This is a genomic window from Asaia sp. SF2.1 (assembly GCF_000505765.1).
Lineage (GTDB): Bacteria > Pseudomonadota > Alphaproteobacteria > Acetobacterales > Acetobacteraceae > Asaia > Asaia bogorensis.
In genome coordinates this window covers 137,344-151,347 of sequence record NZ_AYXS01000049.1, presented here as the reverse complement: position 1 = coordinate 151,347, position 14,004 = coordinate 137,344, and the positions used below count along the sequence as shown (strand labels likewise).

Genomic DNA, 14,004 nt, shown 5'->3' with positions numbered 1-14,004 from the left:
CCGCCAACGCAACAGGGCTTGCCGTGCCAAGCTGGCGAAACGGCACAAGCCCGGTCATCACCAGTGAGACCATGACGTAGAGCACCGCGCTGATCGCCAGAGCGCCAATAAGCCCGAACGGCACATCCCGTCCCGGTTGCCGCGCTTCAGAAGCTGCAATCGAAATCGAATCGAAGCCAAGATAGGCAAAAGAGACGACAGCCACCGCGCGCAACAGCCCGGCGATGCCAAAATGGAACCCGCCTTCTGAAGGCGGCAGGAAGGGGTGCCAGAGAGCCGGCTTCACCTGCGAACACCCCACCCCGACAAAAACCACCAACACAGCGAGCTTCAGCAACACAAAGGCGACATTAGCCCTGCTTGCCTGACGGATGCCGCGTGACAGGACCAGGCCAAGAACAAGCACCAGAAAAAGCGCCACCGCATTGATCTGCGCCACGAGATGGAAACCGCCATCCTGCCAGATGACGGTCGACCCACTCAGAGAAGCAGGCAGGGTAATGCCACAGCCCGACAGGAATTTGGCGAGATAGCCCGTCAGCCCGACCGAGACAGCTGATCCGGCCAGCGCATATTCCAGCACCAGCATCCAGGCGACCCACCAGGCAGGCCTCACGCCCAGCACCGCTCGTGCATAACCGTAAGCCCCGCCCATGGAACGCGGAAGCGCCGAGGCGAGCTCGGCATAGCAGAGCCCGATAAAGCCGCAGCTGATGGCTGCAAGAACAAATGAAAGGGAGACAGCCGGACCGGCATATTGCGAGGCAGCGACACCGGGGAGAACATAGATGCCCGCACCCACGACGCTACCGATCCCCATCATGAGCAGACTGAATGGACCGAGCTGGCGATGAAGAGTGCGAGACGGGCCGTCTGTCGCCATGAAAGAGTTCCTTGAAGCGGGATCAGCGCCAAGCTGTGGCGTGGTCTCGCATCCAAGGCAAGCCCTGTTCGGGCGGCTGCACTCCTGCCGGAAAGCGCCTGCCTTCCATTTCGCAATCAGAACATCATGTTAACCGCGATCTGCGGTGCAACATTCATGTTGGTATTATGGCCGGCATAGAAAACCGAAGCGCCTGCAATGACGCCGAAACGGGGCGACCAGCTGAATTCGAGTGCCGGTGCCACCATCCAGTCGCCTGATGACCCATTGATTCGATCGATACGCCGCCCCCTCGCGTCAGAGCCCCAGATGCGCGCGCCATTGGCCCAGTCGCGCACCATATCGACAGCAAGCACCCAGCGCTGGTTGAAGCCATATTCGAGTGAGAAGCCAGTCTGGCCACTCATGCCAGGGCGCCCACGCCCCACGAAACCCTTGGTGGTGCCATAGCTCGTCACGTTATCAAGACGGGCCGAGGTGACAGCGCGCCGAAACGTCGCCCACATACGCAGCCGCAACGTGTGATCATGCGGCAACTCATAGGCTGATTGCTCTACCAGTGCCGTGCGGAAAACATAGGCGCCATTGCCCACGCCGTCCTGACTTCGGCCCAGATTGGAATAATCACCCGTCGGCATGAGCATGCCGACAAACAGGCTCAGCGACGGAATATACCGTTTGGGGTTGGGGTCCAGAAAGCGCCAGAGAAAGTCGACCGGCATATCGCCGAATTTCAGACTGCTGGTCGTGCCATCTCCGCGCTTCCAGCCATAGGAGATGGCAGGGAATATCTGGATACTGACATTATCGATCAGCCCGTATTTGACCATCGTTGAATTGCTGATGGTTCTCTGGCCAGGTCCGGAGGACATGGAGCGCCCATTGGACCCAAGATAATCCACGGGCTGATTATAGGTCAGATAGGGTTCGATTCCGAGCACACCTGCCTTGAACTGCGGGCCAGACGGCGAAATGAGAGAGCCAGTGTACCATTGCTCGCGCTTTGGCTGAGGCTCGGCATCAGATGCCCAGACCTTGCTGCCCATGCCGCAGGGAAATGACAGGGCAGACATCAGGCCCGCAATAGCCGGAACTGAGCGCAAAAAGCGCTTTATGGTGGGATAATGTCTCAAAATCTCGCCGCGTTATTTTTTTGTTACCCTGCGACGGTTAAAAACCTTCCGAGGGTGACGCAACCTGTCCAAAGCGAGATTTTGCTGATCAAAGAGTCAGGTTCATTGGTATGCAAAGCGTTTGAGCGCACAAGATCACAAAGAATTCAGGAAAGTAATTCCTGCTCTTCGTAAAGTTCTAAGAGTTTTTTTTGGTATTTCGGAAGCACCGCTCCAGATAAATCAGTAGATTATCTGGAGCGGGCGATGGGATTCGAACCCACGACCCCAACCTTGGCAAGGTTGCATATACTCTACCATCCCACACTCTACCTTTCGCTTCCATACGATAATATCGTTTTATAACAGAGTATTATTTGGCGGCGCTTTGTAAGGCGTTCGCTCCAATTTGCCAGAGTTTCTCTCTACGGTGGACACCATGTGGACACCATTTTATGGTGGTGTCCACCCGAGAACTCAATACGAGGCGTGCGATGAAACGATCGTCCAGCGTACGTTTGACCAAGCCCGTCGTCGACAAGGCCGAGGTCCGAGATAGTCGATATGACTTGTGGGATCTCGATCTCGCTGGCTTTGGACTACGCATCGAGAAAAGCGGCACGAAAACTTTCATCATACGCTATCGCATTGAGGGCGGTGGCCGATCGGCACCAAGGCGATTCCTGGCGCTTGGACGATTCGGAGCACTTACCGTCGAACAGGCGAGAAGGAAGGCTAGGGGCCTGCTGGGCGCGGTCGCACACGGCGAAGACCCAGCGGGTGACGTGCAGGAGAAGCGGCGCGAAAAAACGATTCGGGACTTACTCGACTTCTACGAGGAGCATGGATGCATCGTGCAAAGGGGTATTCATAAGGGCAAGCCCATGAAACCTCTCACCAAGCAATACACCATGTCACGGCTTCGTCACCATGTTGAACCACTTCTAGGGGGACGTCGTGCGAGCGAGATCACTTCGGGCGATGTCGAGCGATTTGTGGCCGACGTAACAACTGGCAAGACCGCGAAAGACATAAAGATTGGGCCGCGCAAACGTCTTATCGTTCGGGGCGGTGAGGGCGCAGCACGGAAGGTCGTTCGTGATCTTTCGGCCGTATTCAGTTTCGGCAGGCGGCACGGCTTTATCGCCCAAAATCCCGTCGAAGGGGCTTCCGTCAGAAAGACGGATAATCGTCGCATGCGCTTTTTGACGTTGGAGGAAGTAGCCCGACTAGGCGACGCGTTCAACAAGGTCGAGACACGAGGGGCAAATCCTAAAGGGGTCGCAATCGCCCGGCTTTGGGCGCTTACCGGATGTCGTCGAAACGAAATTGCGGCGCTCAAGGTTGAGGAAGTCAATCTAGAGGATAACCTCTTCGAGTTCGAGGATAGCAAGACTGGGAGATCGATTCGCCCCATCGGCCCCACGGCGAGAGCAATGCTCGAGAATCTCCTGAAGGACCGCAAGAAAGGCTATCTTTTTCCGGCGGAGAGAGGCGAGGAAGGACATTACCAAGGCACGCGCAATATCTGGTCGGAAGTTATCAAACTTGCCGATCTACCGGGCGTAACGCCTCACACCCTTCGGCACACTCTTGGCTCTACTGCGACGTCAAGCGGCGAAGCATTGGCCCTGACCGGTGCTCTTTTAGGACACGCCAACCTCAAATCGACCGCCATTTACGCCCATGTCCAACGCGATACTTCGCTCGAGGCTGCCAAGCGTGTAGAAAAATTACTTGCAATGGCACTAGAGGGAAATGTTATTGGGGAAACAAATTCCGCGCAGGAGATAAAACCTAAAGAATTGGATGCAGATTTGATCCGAGAGCTATCTAAAAGGTTGTCAAAAGAAAATGCAGATACAGCAAGACTTCTAGGAATTATAGCTGACAGCATTTCTAGTACTCTATGAATCTCCGAGTTATTTTGCTCTTTAATCTCCGTACACTAGTTCCACATACCGATGATGCCGCACCGTATTCTCTTCGCGTCTGTCAGACTGGGATCAAGATGAAGTTCCTCCAGATAACGGCCGCCTCGCAGATCGCGGCGAGGTCGTTCAGTTCCAGAACGGGAACGGTGCAGGCTGGATTAAAGGCACAGAACGCAGGCGCATACACGCGCGACATTAGGAGCGGTCGGACAATCATAAAGCTTCATGGCAATGCTGGGCGCGGGTGGTGAGAGGGCGGAGACTCCGACTGTTCCCGGATAGCCGTGAGCATGCGACGGCGGATCAGGCCGCTGACCGGGCGGATCAGATACCAATAGGGGGCGAAGCGACGCCTGGCCCGGTCCGTGACGCAAAACACGCGGGTTTCCGTCACCAGCCGCTGGGTGCCGTGTGGTCCCCGCTGGATGGAGAAGCCCAGAGCGAGCTTGCAGACGTCATCTTGGCGAGGGATGAGAAAAGCGCCGGTCGTAGGAATGTCGCACAATCCGTAATCCGTCCGCCAGAACGCGCCGATGAGGCCATAGACCAGGGCGGCATCGCCCCGCCGTTCCAGCACCGTGAAGTCGGTGAGGTCCAGATGCCGTTGCCGCGCATGGCCTAACAGCCGGGCGGGCATTTCGCGCAGGCAGATGGCGGCACGAACCAGCGGATCGTCCTGATTCCGCCATGCAGCCACCGCGTTCATGATGCGACTGGCCGGGGCGGAGATATCGACACTGTGTCGCTCGCTGAAATCGAAGCGCGGGATGAATTCGTCCAATAGGTTCATCATGCTTCCATTTCTCTCCGGCGAGGTGGTACATTAGCGCACTATGCCACAAGAGCATTTCGCACCGTAGTGCGGATACTGCGATGGCTTCATGGCGAAGCCAGACAGTAATTCCATAATATATTGTGAACGAAATATGATTGCAGACTTGAAAGCACGATGACTGGATTTTGGCACGTCATGCCGAAGGTCTTCAAAAAATCGGGATAGACAGAAAATGTCGGTTCGGCGACCACCTCTCGATCTGCGGGAATTGCTGTTCGTGCGTGTCATCGCGAGGGAGGGAAGTATCCACGGAGCCGCACGGGCGTTGGGAGGCAAACAATCTGCCGTAAGCCGGTCTTTGCGATTACTGGAAGAGCGACTTGGCGTCTCCCTCTTTCGACGCACGTCGAGCGGTGCCAGACTGACCCCGGCGGGAGTTGCCTTTCTGCGAGAGGCTGAGAAGCTGCTCGATGGAACTGTCGGACTGTACGAGCGCACGCGGCGTTGGAGCCGGGGCGAGACCGGCGTCATCTCCGTGGGCGTCCAGGGCAGCATCCCACCCGGCCGGATCTCGGCGATACTGGAGTCGTACAGCCGTGCGCAACCCGGTATCTCCTTCATTTATCGGGATAATGCGAAAAAAGAACTGCTCCAGGCCCTGGAACAGGAAGAGATCGACCTCGCGATAATGACGCTGCCCTTGCCCGGCAGCATGGCGGCCACGATCCCGCTCTGGAGCGATCGTGTCGTTGCGATCATGCCGGTCGAACATCCGATCGCACAGGTCGGAACCGCGTCATGGGCCGAGTTGCACGACGGAATCTTTCTGATCGGGAAGGATGATACCGGCGACGAACTGCTCGCGCTCCTGATGCGCAAGATGCGGCAGGCGGGATTTGTTCCTGTGACACGTCAGGAGGCGGTCAGAAGCCTGCGGGTCGTCGCATTGGCAGCAAATGGAAGTGGCATTGCCCTATTGCCGGATGCCTGGCTGGGCTTTCTGCCCGCTGCCATCCGGGAGCGGATCGCTGTAGTGGAAGTCATCGACGGGGACGGGTTTTCCCACTTCGCGTATGGCGCGGCCTGGCACCGTGAGCGCTGCCCACCGGCCGCGAGAACAGTCATTCGTTTTCTGGAGCAGCAGGCGGCTGCGTTTTAACGGCTGCCCGCCGTGGCCCCTGCCGGAGCTTTCGGAACGCGCGGTCGGATGTGATAAAGCCACGGATCATGTGCGGCACGAGACGGGCAGGCTCGACGGGCTGGCCGTTCTGGCTGACCAGGGCAGCATAAGTGACGAGATCGCGATGAAGGTCCGCAGGCAGGTCCACGGTGACGCGGACCGGCTTTTCGTCGGGAATTTCGGTGATGCGCAGCTTCGTCATGGAGCCGGTTCCTTTGGGTGCCAGGGGTTCAAGATCAGGTCGCGATTCAGGATAAGCATGAACGGCAGGCCCGGCCGGTCTGTCAGCGTCGGCTGAATATTCAGGCTGCGATCAATCAGCCGGTTGCCGACCATGGAAAACCCGTTGCTCGCGCCGGAGCGGATGGCCTGCATCAGGTTGTTCTCGTTCCATGACGTGCCCGCTTCGGAGCCCACGCTGAGGAGGGTCGTGACGAGCGCCGCCCTGAAGAGCTGGCCCCAATGATTGTTCACCTCGTCGGACAGGCCGGACTGGCCGATGGCGTCGCCGCCGGGCAGCTTTTCCAGGACGAGGCTTTCGCCGTTCGGATAGATCAGCCGGGTCCAGATGATCTGGGTGCGCTGCTGCCCGAAGGAAATGCCGCTGTTATAGGCCCCGAACAGGGTGCTTCCCTGCGGGATAAGCAAGGACCGTCCGGTCGGGCTGTCATAGACGTTCTGGGTGACATGCCCTACGATCTGTCCGGGCAGATCGGAACTGATCTTCGTATTGAGTGCGCCGGCAATGACGGTCCCAGCCTGGAGGATATAAGGCGAGGCGGGAGATACGATCCGATCCGGGCTGACGGTCATGCGGTCCGGCTGACCCGCCAGGAAGGCGCGATTGCCGGTCTGCTGGTCGGGGCCGGTCGGTGATGCCTGTGCTCCGGGAGCGGTGGCCATGACCGGAATCGTCTGCGCAGTCTGGCCGTCCCGCGCCTCGATCTGGGCGAAGAGCCTGCTGGTGCGGGCCGCCTCGATTTCCTGATCGCCACGGCGGTCTCCCATGCCCGAGACCGGTCCCGCGCGACCGTTCCGCTGTGCGTCGAGGATCGGCTTGCCGAGATCGCCGGGCAAAGGCGGCCCGAGTTTTGGAGTGGCGGTATAATCACTGGGGAGAGCGGCCAGCCCGTCGGCCGAAGGACGGGTGTCGGTGTCCTGTGCCCCCTGGACCGACCCCTTCTGTGTACCATTTTGCAGCGCGTAGCCCAGCGCAAGACCGATCGCGAGCATCCCCGCACCACCCAGCGTCCAGATGACGGGGCGCGAGAGCCGGACCACCGGCGGACGCTGCACGCGCAGCCGCAAATCGGGAGAGGGCGGCGGGGATGATGGTCCTGTTCCGCTTCCGCTTGTGGTGGCTCCCGTATTCCCTTCCGGGCGCTCTTCCGCGCCGCTCATGACTTCCTGCCATCCGTGCGGACGATCCGTACTCGCTGCTCGGAATGTTTATCCCCAAGCCGCAATTCGGCCGCCGCAAACAGGCGATCGACGATCATCCAGTTCTGCCTCACCCGGTAGTTCACCAGTTCCGGGCCGCCATCGGCCCCCAGCACGAACAGCGGCGGCAGTTCGCCCTGCCCGATACCGGACGGAAACGCGAGATAGACTTTGTGGCCATCGTCGAACGCCCGGCTGGGCAGCCAGGGCGGTGTTCCGCCTTTCACACTCTCGATCGCGTATCGGAAATTCAGCGCGTCGAGATTCAGCCCCGCATCCACGGGCGCCGCTTCGTCGGCGTTACTGTCCTGCCGATGCAGGGCAATCAGCTCATCCTCGGGATAGTCCCAGGAGACGGACGCCATATAGGTCGCGGGTGTCGCCCGCAGTTCGGCAAGGTAGGTCCGCCGGTCGGTATTGACGATCAGATTGGTGGTCAGGTCCGGTCGCGTCGGCTTGACCAGGATATGCACCCTTCTGGTCGTACCCGCGCCACTGGTGGTATCGCCGACAATCCAGCGCACGGTGTCCCCCACCGCGACCGGGCCAGTACCGACCAGCTTCTCGCCCTGCTGGAGCATGATGTCGGTGATCTCGCCGGGCGCGGCATAGACCTGATAGAGCGCGCCCGCGCTGTAGGGATAGACCTGCACCGCATTCACATAACCGGCCCGCGTCGGCTGGATGCGGGCGGCAAGATTGGCCTGGGTCACGCGCACGGTAGGGTCAGCCGCCTCGGGCACGACATGGGCACGCCGCAAGGGTGGAAGCGGCTTGAGTTGACCCGGCAGGGGAAGCAGCCGCGGGACTTCCACCACCCGCACAGGCTTCGGCGGATCAGGCAGGAGCATGGCCTGGGCCGCGTCGTCATATCGTATGACGGGTGGATGGTACTGTTGCGCGCAACCCGCCAGGGGCAGGGTCAGCAACGGCAAAGCACGAAGAGCACGACGGATCATTGGCCAAGCTCCTTCGACCAGTTAATGGCGGAGACGTAGATTCCGAGCGGGTTTTTCCGCAGATGATCCGCGTCGCGCGGGGTGCGCAGAACAACCGAGACGATGGCGGTCCAGCGTTCGGTGCCGGTGAACGCGCCGTCACGGTAATGGCGCTCCGTCCAGGCCACCCGGAAACTTCCGGGAGAGGCCCGGATCACCGAGGCGATGTCCACCTCGACCTGCTCGTGCCCGATCCGCGAAAACGGATCATTCAGGCGGGCATAATCATTGAGGGCCACAGCGCCGGACGTGGTGGTGAAATCATAGGCGCGCAGCCAGTTCTGCCGGACAACCACGGCATCCGAAGACAGGGACCGCACGTCATGGACGAACTGCGCCAGATACCAGGCGATCTGCGGATCGGCGGGCATGTAGCCGGACGTGGCCGGGGCAACGACCTGCGCCTGCCCCAGCCGGTCCACCTGCACGACCCACGGCGTGATGGTGCCGCGCGCGGACTGCCAGACCAGCCCGCCCCCGAGACCGGCGGACAGGAACAGGGAGCCAAAGGCCATGAGACGCCAGTTGCGGGCTTGCACGCGGGCCGAGCCGATGCGCTCATCCCAGATCTGCGCTGCCTTCTGGTATGGGGTGACGGGCTCGGGCGTGGTCCCGTAGCGTGTTGTGGAGCGACGGAACATCATTCTTTCTCCGAGAGATCGATGGACGTGGACCCGCCCCCGCCATCGGCGGAGCGGATGATATGGGCGGCCTCGGCGGCATGGGTGGCGGCGTTGCGGCGCTTCATGTTCCGCGCCCAGCGGGGCGGCTTGCCGTCGGAGCCGTCGCCGCTATCGGGGTCGCCTCCCGAGGGGCCGCCACCAGGGTTACCGCTACCGGCAGGCCCGGTACCGGGATCACCTCCGCCGCCGGACGGGCCTGAAGACCCACCGTCACCCGATGGCCTATCGCCTTCTCCGGCGCCGCCCATCGCACCGGCGGCCCAGCGTCCGCCAGCAGAGTAGCTTTCCTTCAACGAGGATGTTGCCGCGCCGACCTTGCTCTTCACGGCGTTCATCGCAGCACCCCCAGCGGCGCGACCGACATTGCCAGCCGCCGATGCCATGCCCGCCGCACCAGTCTGTCCGGCCGCCCCCATGGAGTAGGCTGTCGTGGCGGCACCTGCGACGGCAGCCCCTCCGCGCGCTGCCGCTGCCGTCGCACCGAGGGCCGCCGCTCCGCCAGACGCCACGGCGGCGGGCGCGGCAACAGCCGCAGCCCCCATCGCGCCCACCGCCATCGCGGTTCCCGCTGCTGCCCCGGCACCAAGCTGCGGGGCACCGGAAATCAGCCCATTGGCGAGCGAGCCGCCGAAAATGGCGAGACCCACGATGCAGAGTGACGCCAGCACGACGGACAGCGCCTGGCCGATGGTGGGCGCACTATCACCGTAGGACGTCGTGAACTGCCTGAAGAGCACGGAAGCTATGGCGGAAATAACCGCCAGCACCATGATCTTCACGCCGGACGACACGACATTGCCCAGTACCTTCTCGGCGAGGAACGCCGTGCGGTTGAACAGGGCAAACGGGATCAGCACGAAGCCCGCGAGTGAGGTCAGCTTGAACTCGACGATCGCCACGAAGAGCTGCACCGCGAGGATGAAGAAGGCCGCCAGCACGATGAACCAGCACAGGAGCAGGACGAGGATCTGCACGATGCTGGCCAGCGCACCGAAGGAAAACGCCAGTTTACTCGCCGCATCCAGCAGCGGCTGCGCGGCATCGAGCCCGGTCGCCGCCAGTCGGCCGGGATGCATGAAATCCCCAAGCGCCAGCGTGCCGCCCCCGGCTTTGAGCCCGAGGGCCGCGAAACTGTTGAAAACGATCCCCGACAGGCCGCTGAAATGGTCAATGACGAAGGCAAATAAGCCGATATACAGCGTCCTCTTCACCAGACGCTGGATGATGTCCTCATCGGCGGCCCAAGCCCAGAACAGGCCGGCCAGCACGATGTCCAGCACCGAGAGCGAGCCGGCCAGCGACACCACACTTCCCTTCACCAGACCGAAACCGCTGTCGATCGTAGTCTCGAAGGTATTCAGGAAACCGTCGATGATGCCGACATTGTCGCTCGCCATTGCTCAATATCCAGAACTTGGGATGGCGACGGCCTGGGGAACATAGGCGTCATACTGCGAAAAATGCTGATATTGGGCTTCCGCCCCTGCCTCGTTCGCCGCCTGTCGCGCCCGTTCGAGGTCCGCAGCCCGGCCATTGGCGGCCAGTTCCGCCTGGATGTCGAACAGTTGCCGGGATTGCAGGGCCATAAGCTGGTTGCCGGCCTGCGCGGCCTGCAACGCCCCGGTTGACGTCTGGCTGGCCGAAACCAGTTGCGTCATGGCCGAACTGTCGCTCGGGATGTTTCCTACCACCCGCGCCTGAAGCTTCAGGGCGTCCTCGAACCCACCCACAGAATTCTGCCAGCGTGTCTGTGCCTGGCTGAACAGGGCACCGTCGGACATGCCAGAGGACACGGACGTGTACGCCTGCTGGTACTGCTGCTCGACGGACTGGACGCTGTAGGCAATATTCTGCGCCTGCGCGAGCAACGCTGTGGTTTGGGAAATCGTCGATTGCAGCGTCGACAGTGTCGAAAGTGGTAGGCTCGCCAGATTGCGACCTTGGTTGACCAGCATCTGCGCCTGATTGGCCAGTGACGTGATCTGGTTGTCGATCTGCTGGAGCGTGCGGGCCGCGATCAGCACGTTCTGGACGTGGTTGGCGCCGTCATAGACCGCCCATTGGGCATGGGCTGACACGACTGGCATGACAAAAGCCAGAGCAGCGCCGAAGACCACGGCACATCCGGGGCGGAAATCTTTTGCCCGAATACGGAAAGGTTCTTCCGTCATGGCATCGCTCCTTCCCGAAGAAGATCGGCCGCCCACATGACGCCACGCGCCTCGAACCAGGCTGGGAGAAAGCCGGCCCGCCCATGTTCCACCAGCATCGCGTCGATCAGCCGGTGGTCGTCCTTGCCGGAGGCGGCGCACAGGGCGAGTGCCACCGGCCCGAGCCCCAGTTCGAAGAGGCGATTTCCCCGCTGGGTCTGGCAGTAATATTCCCGCTTCGACGCCGCGCGGGCGATAATGGCGATCTGTCGGTCGTTCAGCCCAAAATCGCGGTAGATGGCCGCGATCTGCGGCTCAATGGCCCGTTCATTGGGCAGGAAGATCCGCGTCGGGCAACTTTCCACCACAGCCGGGGCAATGCGGGAATTGGCGATGTCCGACAGGGACTGGGTGGCGAAAATCACCGACGCATTCTTCTTGCGCAGGGTTTTCAGCCACTCCCGAAGCTGGCCAGCAAAGTCCCCGTCATCCAGAACCAGCCAGCCCTCATCAATGACCAGCAGGGTCGGACGGCCATCCAGCCGTCCTTCGATCCGATGAAACAGGTAGGACAACACGGACGATGCCGCCCCGGACCCGATCAGCCCTTCCGTTTCAAACACCACGACATCGGCGTCACCCAGCCGCTCGGTGTCCGCATCCAGCAGGCGGCCATAGGGACCACCCAGGCAATATGCCGCCATTGCCTGCTTCAGGGCGTTGGACTGGAGAAGTGCTACCATACCTGACAGGGTCCGCTCCTGAACGGGCGACGACGCCAGGGAGTTCAGCGCCGACCAGAGGTGAGACTTCACCTCGGGGGTCAGCGTTACCCCTTCACCGACAAGGATCTGCCCCAGCCATTCCGTGGCCCATTTGCGCTCGTCGGGATCGTCAATCCTTGCCAGCGGCTGAAGGGAGACGGCGGAATGCCCATCGCCCTCGTCCGTCAGCCCGCCTCCAAGATCGTGCCAGTCCCCGTCCATCGCCATCGTCGCCGCACGCATGGACCCGCCGAAATCGAAGGCGAAAATCTGCGATCCCGCATAACGCCGAAACTGGAGCGCCATCAGCGCCAGCAGCACGGATTTGCCCGCCCCTGTTGGTCCTGCGATCAGCGTGTGGCCAACATCGCCGACATGAAGGCTGAACCGGAATGGTGTGGCGCCCGCCGTCCTGCCGTAGAACAGCGGTGCTGCCTTGAAATGCCCGTCCTGCTCCGGCCCTGCCCAGACGGCCGACAGCGGAATCATATGCGCCAGATTCAGCGTCGAGACCGGGGGCTGACGAACATTGGCGTAGACATGGCCGGGCAGCGAACCCAGCCATGCCTCCACCGCGTTGAGGCTTTCCGTCATGCAGGTGAAATCGCGGCCCTGGATGATCTTCTCAACCAGCCGAAGCTTTTCGGCCGCGATGGAGGCGGAACCGTCCCAGACCGTGATGGTCGCGGTAAGATACGCCTGTCCGACATCGTCGGCACCGAGGGACTGCAAGGCCAAGTCAGCATCGGCAGCCTTATTGGCAGCGTCGTTGTCCACGAGAACGGATGCCTCGTTGGTCATCACCTCCCGGACAATGGCTGCGATGCTCTTACGCTTTGCAAACCACTGCCGGCGGATCTTCGTCAGCACCTTGGTGGCGTCGGTCTTGTCGAGCAGGATGGCACGGGTTGACCAGCGATAGGGCATCGCCAGCCGGTTCAGGTCATCCAGGATTCCGGGAAAGGTCCGCGACGGGAAACCGGTGATCGTCAGCGTTTTCAGGAAGGCATCGCCGAGTTTCGGCTCCAACCCGCCCGAAAGCGGCTGATCGACCAGCAGCGCGTCAAGATGCATCGGGATTTCCGGCACCCGGACACGCTGGTTCCGCGTCGAAATGGTCGAATGTAAATAGGTCAGCGTTTCACCGTCATTGAGCCAGGTGGCCTCGGGCATGAAACCGTCCAGCAACGCCAGCATCCGGTCGGAGCGATCCACGAACGCATGGAGTATGCCGTGTGGGTCCGGCCCTTCGCGCTCCCTGCCCTCGAACAGGAACCGGGCAGCCCGGTCGGACGATTCCGCCGGTGGCAGCCAGACCAGGGTCAGGAAATACCGGCTCTCGAAATGCGCGCCCTCATCCTCGAACTGCTCACGCCGTTCCAGATCGACCATGTGCGAGGCGGCATCCGGGAAATCGCTCTCGGGATAGAGTGTGGCCGGGACGCGCTGCGCCTCGACGAACACCGCCCATCCGGAGCCCAGACGGCGGAGATTACTGTTGAGCCGTGCGGTGACACCGACCAGTTCGGCAGGCGTGGCGCTATCCATATCGGGACCACGGATGCGCGCCGTGCGCTGGAAGCTGCCGTCCTTGTTCAGGACGACGCCTTTCTCCACGAGCGCGGCCCATGGGAGAAAATCCGACAGGAGGGCGGCGCGATTGCGATATTCGCCAAGGGACATCATCGCCCTGCCCTCCCTACGCCCGCAGCCAGGCGGGGTAACGGAGATGTCGCCGCCCGACCTCGATGAACAGCGGATCACGCTTCGCCCCCCAGACCGCGAGCCCGTGGCCCACGATCCAGAATGCGGCTCCGATCAGCCAGAGCCGCAGGCCCAGCGCGATCGCGGCGGCCAGCGTGCCATTGGCGATGGCGACGGCACGGGGCGCACCACCCAGCAGGATGGGATCGGTCAGCGAGCGATGCACCGGGACATGGAACCCCGGCAACGCGTCATCGTCATATCCCGCCATCAGATCAGTGCTCCGCCGGAGAACGAGAAGAACGACAGGAAGAACGAGCTGGCGGCGAAAGCGATGGACAGGCCGAAGACGATCTGGATCAGGCGGCGGAACCCACCCGA

The 14,004-nt window shown here is 61.5% G+C and carries 13 protein-coding genes and 2 pseudogenes; 3 read left to right on the top strand and 12 right to left on the bottom strand.

Annotated features, from left to right (window positions below; translation table 11 throughout):
* On the bottom strand, positions 1 to 883 hold an 883-nt coding region (locus tag P792_RS34300), incomplete at its 3' end, for an APC family permease (RefSeq protein WP_023979806.1).
* A 116-nt stretch (positions 884 to 999) separates the two neighbouring features.
* Positions 1,000 to 1,956, bottom strand: coding sequence for a hypothetical protein (locus tag P792_RS34295; RefSeq protein WP_235075535.1), 957 nt, complete (start codon positions 1,954 to 1,956; stop codon positions 1,000 to 1,002).
* Between the two features lie 494 nt (positions 1,957 to 2,450).
* Here P792_RS34295 and P792_RS34285 point away from each other — a divergent pair, with 494 nt between their 5' ends.
* Entirely contained in the window at positions 2,451 to 3,908 is a 1,458-nt protein-coding gene (locus P792_RS34285) for a site-specific integrase (protein ID WP_018308104.1), read from the top strand.
* A 244-nt stretch (positions 3,909 to 4,152) separates the two neighbouring features.
* On the opposite strand, the gene P792_RS34280 is transcribed toward P792_RS34285, so the two are convergent.
* Positions 4,153 to 4,722 carry a hypothetical protein gene (locus tag P792_RS34280; protein ID WP_010667187.1) on the bottom strand — a complete coding sequence of 190 codons (570 nt, stop codon included), beginning with the start codon at positions 4,720 to 4,722 and terminating at the stop codon, positions 4,153 to 4,155.
* Between the two features lie 214 nt (positions 4,723 to 4,936).
* On the opposite strand from P792_RS34280, the pseudogene P792_RS39385 reads away from it, so the two are divergent.
* A pseudogene (locus P792_RS39385) lies at positions 4,937 to 5,128 on the top strand (LysR family transcriptional regulator); the annotation flags it as partial.
* 111 nt (positions 5,129 to 5,239) lie between these two features.
* Entirely contained in the window at positions 5,240 to 5,863 is a 624-nt protein-coding gene (locus tag P792_RS34275; protein WP_235075541.1) for a LysR family substrate-binding domain-containing protein, read from the top strand.
* On the opposite strand, the gene P792_RS34270 is transcribed toward P792_RS34275, so the two are convergent.
* The 9 genes and pseudogenes from P792_RS34270 to P792_RS39380 form a co-directional block, all read right to left on the bottom strand.
* Positions 5,826 to 6,086, bottom strand: a complete 261-nt coding sequence (locus P792_RS34270; RefSeq protein WP_010667185.1) for a DUF2274 domain-containing protein — start codon at positions 6,084 to 6,086, stop codon at positions 5,826 to 5,828. The two genes, P792_RS34275 and P792_RS34270, sit on opposite strands and share 38 nt — an antisense overlap.
* Positions 6,083 to 7,285, bottom strand: coding sequence for a TrbI/VirB10 family protein (locus P792_RS34265; protein WP_010667184.1), 1,203 nt, complete (start codon positions 7,283 to 7,285; stop codon positions 6,083 to 6,085). Before P792_RS34265 ends, P792_RS34270 begins: the two co-directional genes overlap by 4 nt.
* Positions 7,282 to 8,283 (bottom strand): P-type conjugative transfer protein TrbG, encoded by a 1,002-nt coding sequence (gene trbG, locus P792_RS34260; protein WP_018308105.1) that lies wholly within the window; start codon positions 8,281 to 8,283, stop codon positions 7,282 to 7,284. The genes P792_RS34265 and trbG overlap by 4 nt, the downstream gene beginning before the upstream one ends.
* Positions 8,280 to 8,963, bottom strand: a complete 684-nt coding sequence (gene trbF, locus P792_RS34255; RefSeq protein WP_018308106.1) for a conjugal transfer protein TrbF — start codon at positions 8,961 to 8,963, stop codon at positions 8,280 to 8,282. The genes trbG and trbF overlap by 4 nt, the downstream gene beginning before the upstream one ends.
* The gene (trbL, locus tag P792_RS34250; RefSeq protein WP_023979801.1) at positions 8,963 to 10,402 is read right to left on the bottom strand and encodes a P-type conjugative transfer protein TrbL; all 1,440 of its coding nucleotides are present in this window, start codon (positions 10,400 to 10,402) and stop codon (positions 8,963 to 8,965) included. Before trbL ends, trbF begins: the two co-directional genes overlap by 1 nt.
* Positions 10,403 to 10,405: 3 nt before the next feature.
* Positions 10,406 to 11,176: a P-type conjugative transfer protein TrbJ gene (gene trbJ / locus P792_RS34245; protein ID WP_010667262.1), complete on the bottom strand. Its 771-nt coding sequence runs from the start codon at positions 11,174 to 11,176 to the stop codon at positions 10,406 to 10,408.
* Entirely contained in the window at positions 11,173 to 13,605 is a 2,433-nt protein-coding gene (trbE, locus tag P792_RS34240; protein ID WP_010667263.1) for a conjugal transfer protein TrbE, read from the bottom strand. Before trbE ends, trbJ begins: the two co-directional genes overlap by 4 nt.
* A gap of 13 nt (positions 13,606 to 13,618) precedes the next feature.
* Positions 13,619 to 13,894, bottom strand: coding sequence for a VirB3 family type IV secretion system protein (locus tag P792_RS34235; RefSeq protein WP_010667264.1), 276 nt, complete (start codon positions 13,892 to 13,894; stop codon positions 13,619 to 13,621).
* Positions 13,894 to 14,004: pseudogene (locus P792_RS39380) on the bottom strand (conjugal transfer protein TrbC); the annotation flags it as partial. The pseudogene P792_RS39380 and the gene P792_RS34235, both read right to left, overlap by 1 nt.

What these genes read in the sequence shown, in the direction of transcription:
- trbF (WP_018308106.1), bottom strand. Translation starts at nt 8,963, where the DNA reads ATGTTCCGTCGCTCCACAACACGCTACGGGACCACGCCCGAGCCCGTC.
- P792_RS34265 (WP_010667184.1), bottom strand. Translation starts at nt 7,285, where the DNA reads ATGAGCGGCGCGGAAGAGCGCCCGGAAGGGAATACGGGAGCCACCACA.
- P792_RS34270 (WP_010667185.1), bottom strand. Translation starts at nt 6,086, where the DNA reads ATGACGAAGCTGCGCATCACCGAAATTCCCGACGAAAAGCCGGTCCGC.
- trbG (WP_018308105.1), bottom strand. Translation starts at nt 8,283, where the DNA reads ATGATCCGTCGTGCTCTTCGTGCTTTGCCGTTGCTGACCCTGCCCCTG.
- P792_RS34285 (WP_018308104.1), top strand. Translation starts at nt 2,451, where the DNA reads ATGGTGGTGTCCACCCGAGAACTCAATACGAGGCGTGCGATGAAACGA.
- trbL (WP_023979801.1), bottom strand. Translation starts at nt 10,402, where the DNA reads ATGGCGAGCGACAATGTCGGCATCATCGACGGTTTCCTGAATACCTTC.
- trbE (WP_010667263.1), bottom strand. Translation starts at nt 13,605, where the DNA reads ATGATGTCCCTTGGCGAATATCGCAATCGCGCCGCCCTCCTGTCGGAT.
- P792_RS34235 (WP_010667264.1), bottom strand. Translation starts at nt 13,894, where the DNA reads ATGGCGGGATATGACGATGACGCGTTGCCGGGGTTCCATGTCCCGGTG.
- P792_RS34295 (WP_235075535.1), bottom strand. Translation starts at nt 1,956, where the DNA reads ATGTCTGCCCTGTCATTTCCCTGCGGCATGGGCAGCAAGGTCTGGGCA.
- P792_RS34280 (WP_010667187.1), bottom strand. Translation starts at nt 4,722, where the DNA reads ATGATGAACCTATTGGACGAATTCATCCCGCGCTTCGATTTCAGCGAG.
- trbJ (WP_010667262.1), bottom strand. Translation starts at nt 11,176, where the DNA reads ATGACGGAAGAACCTTTCCGTATTCGGGCAAAAGATTTCCGCCCCGGA.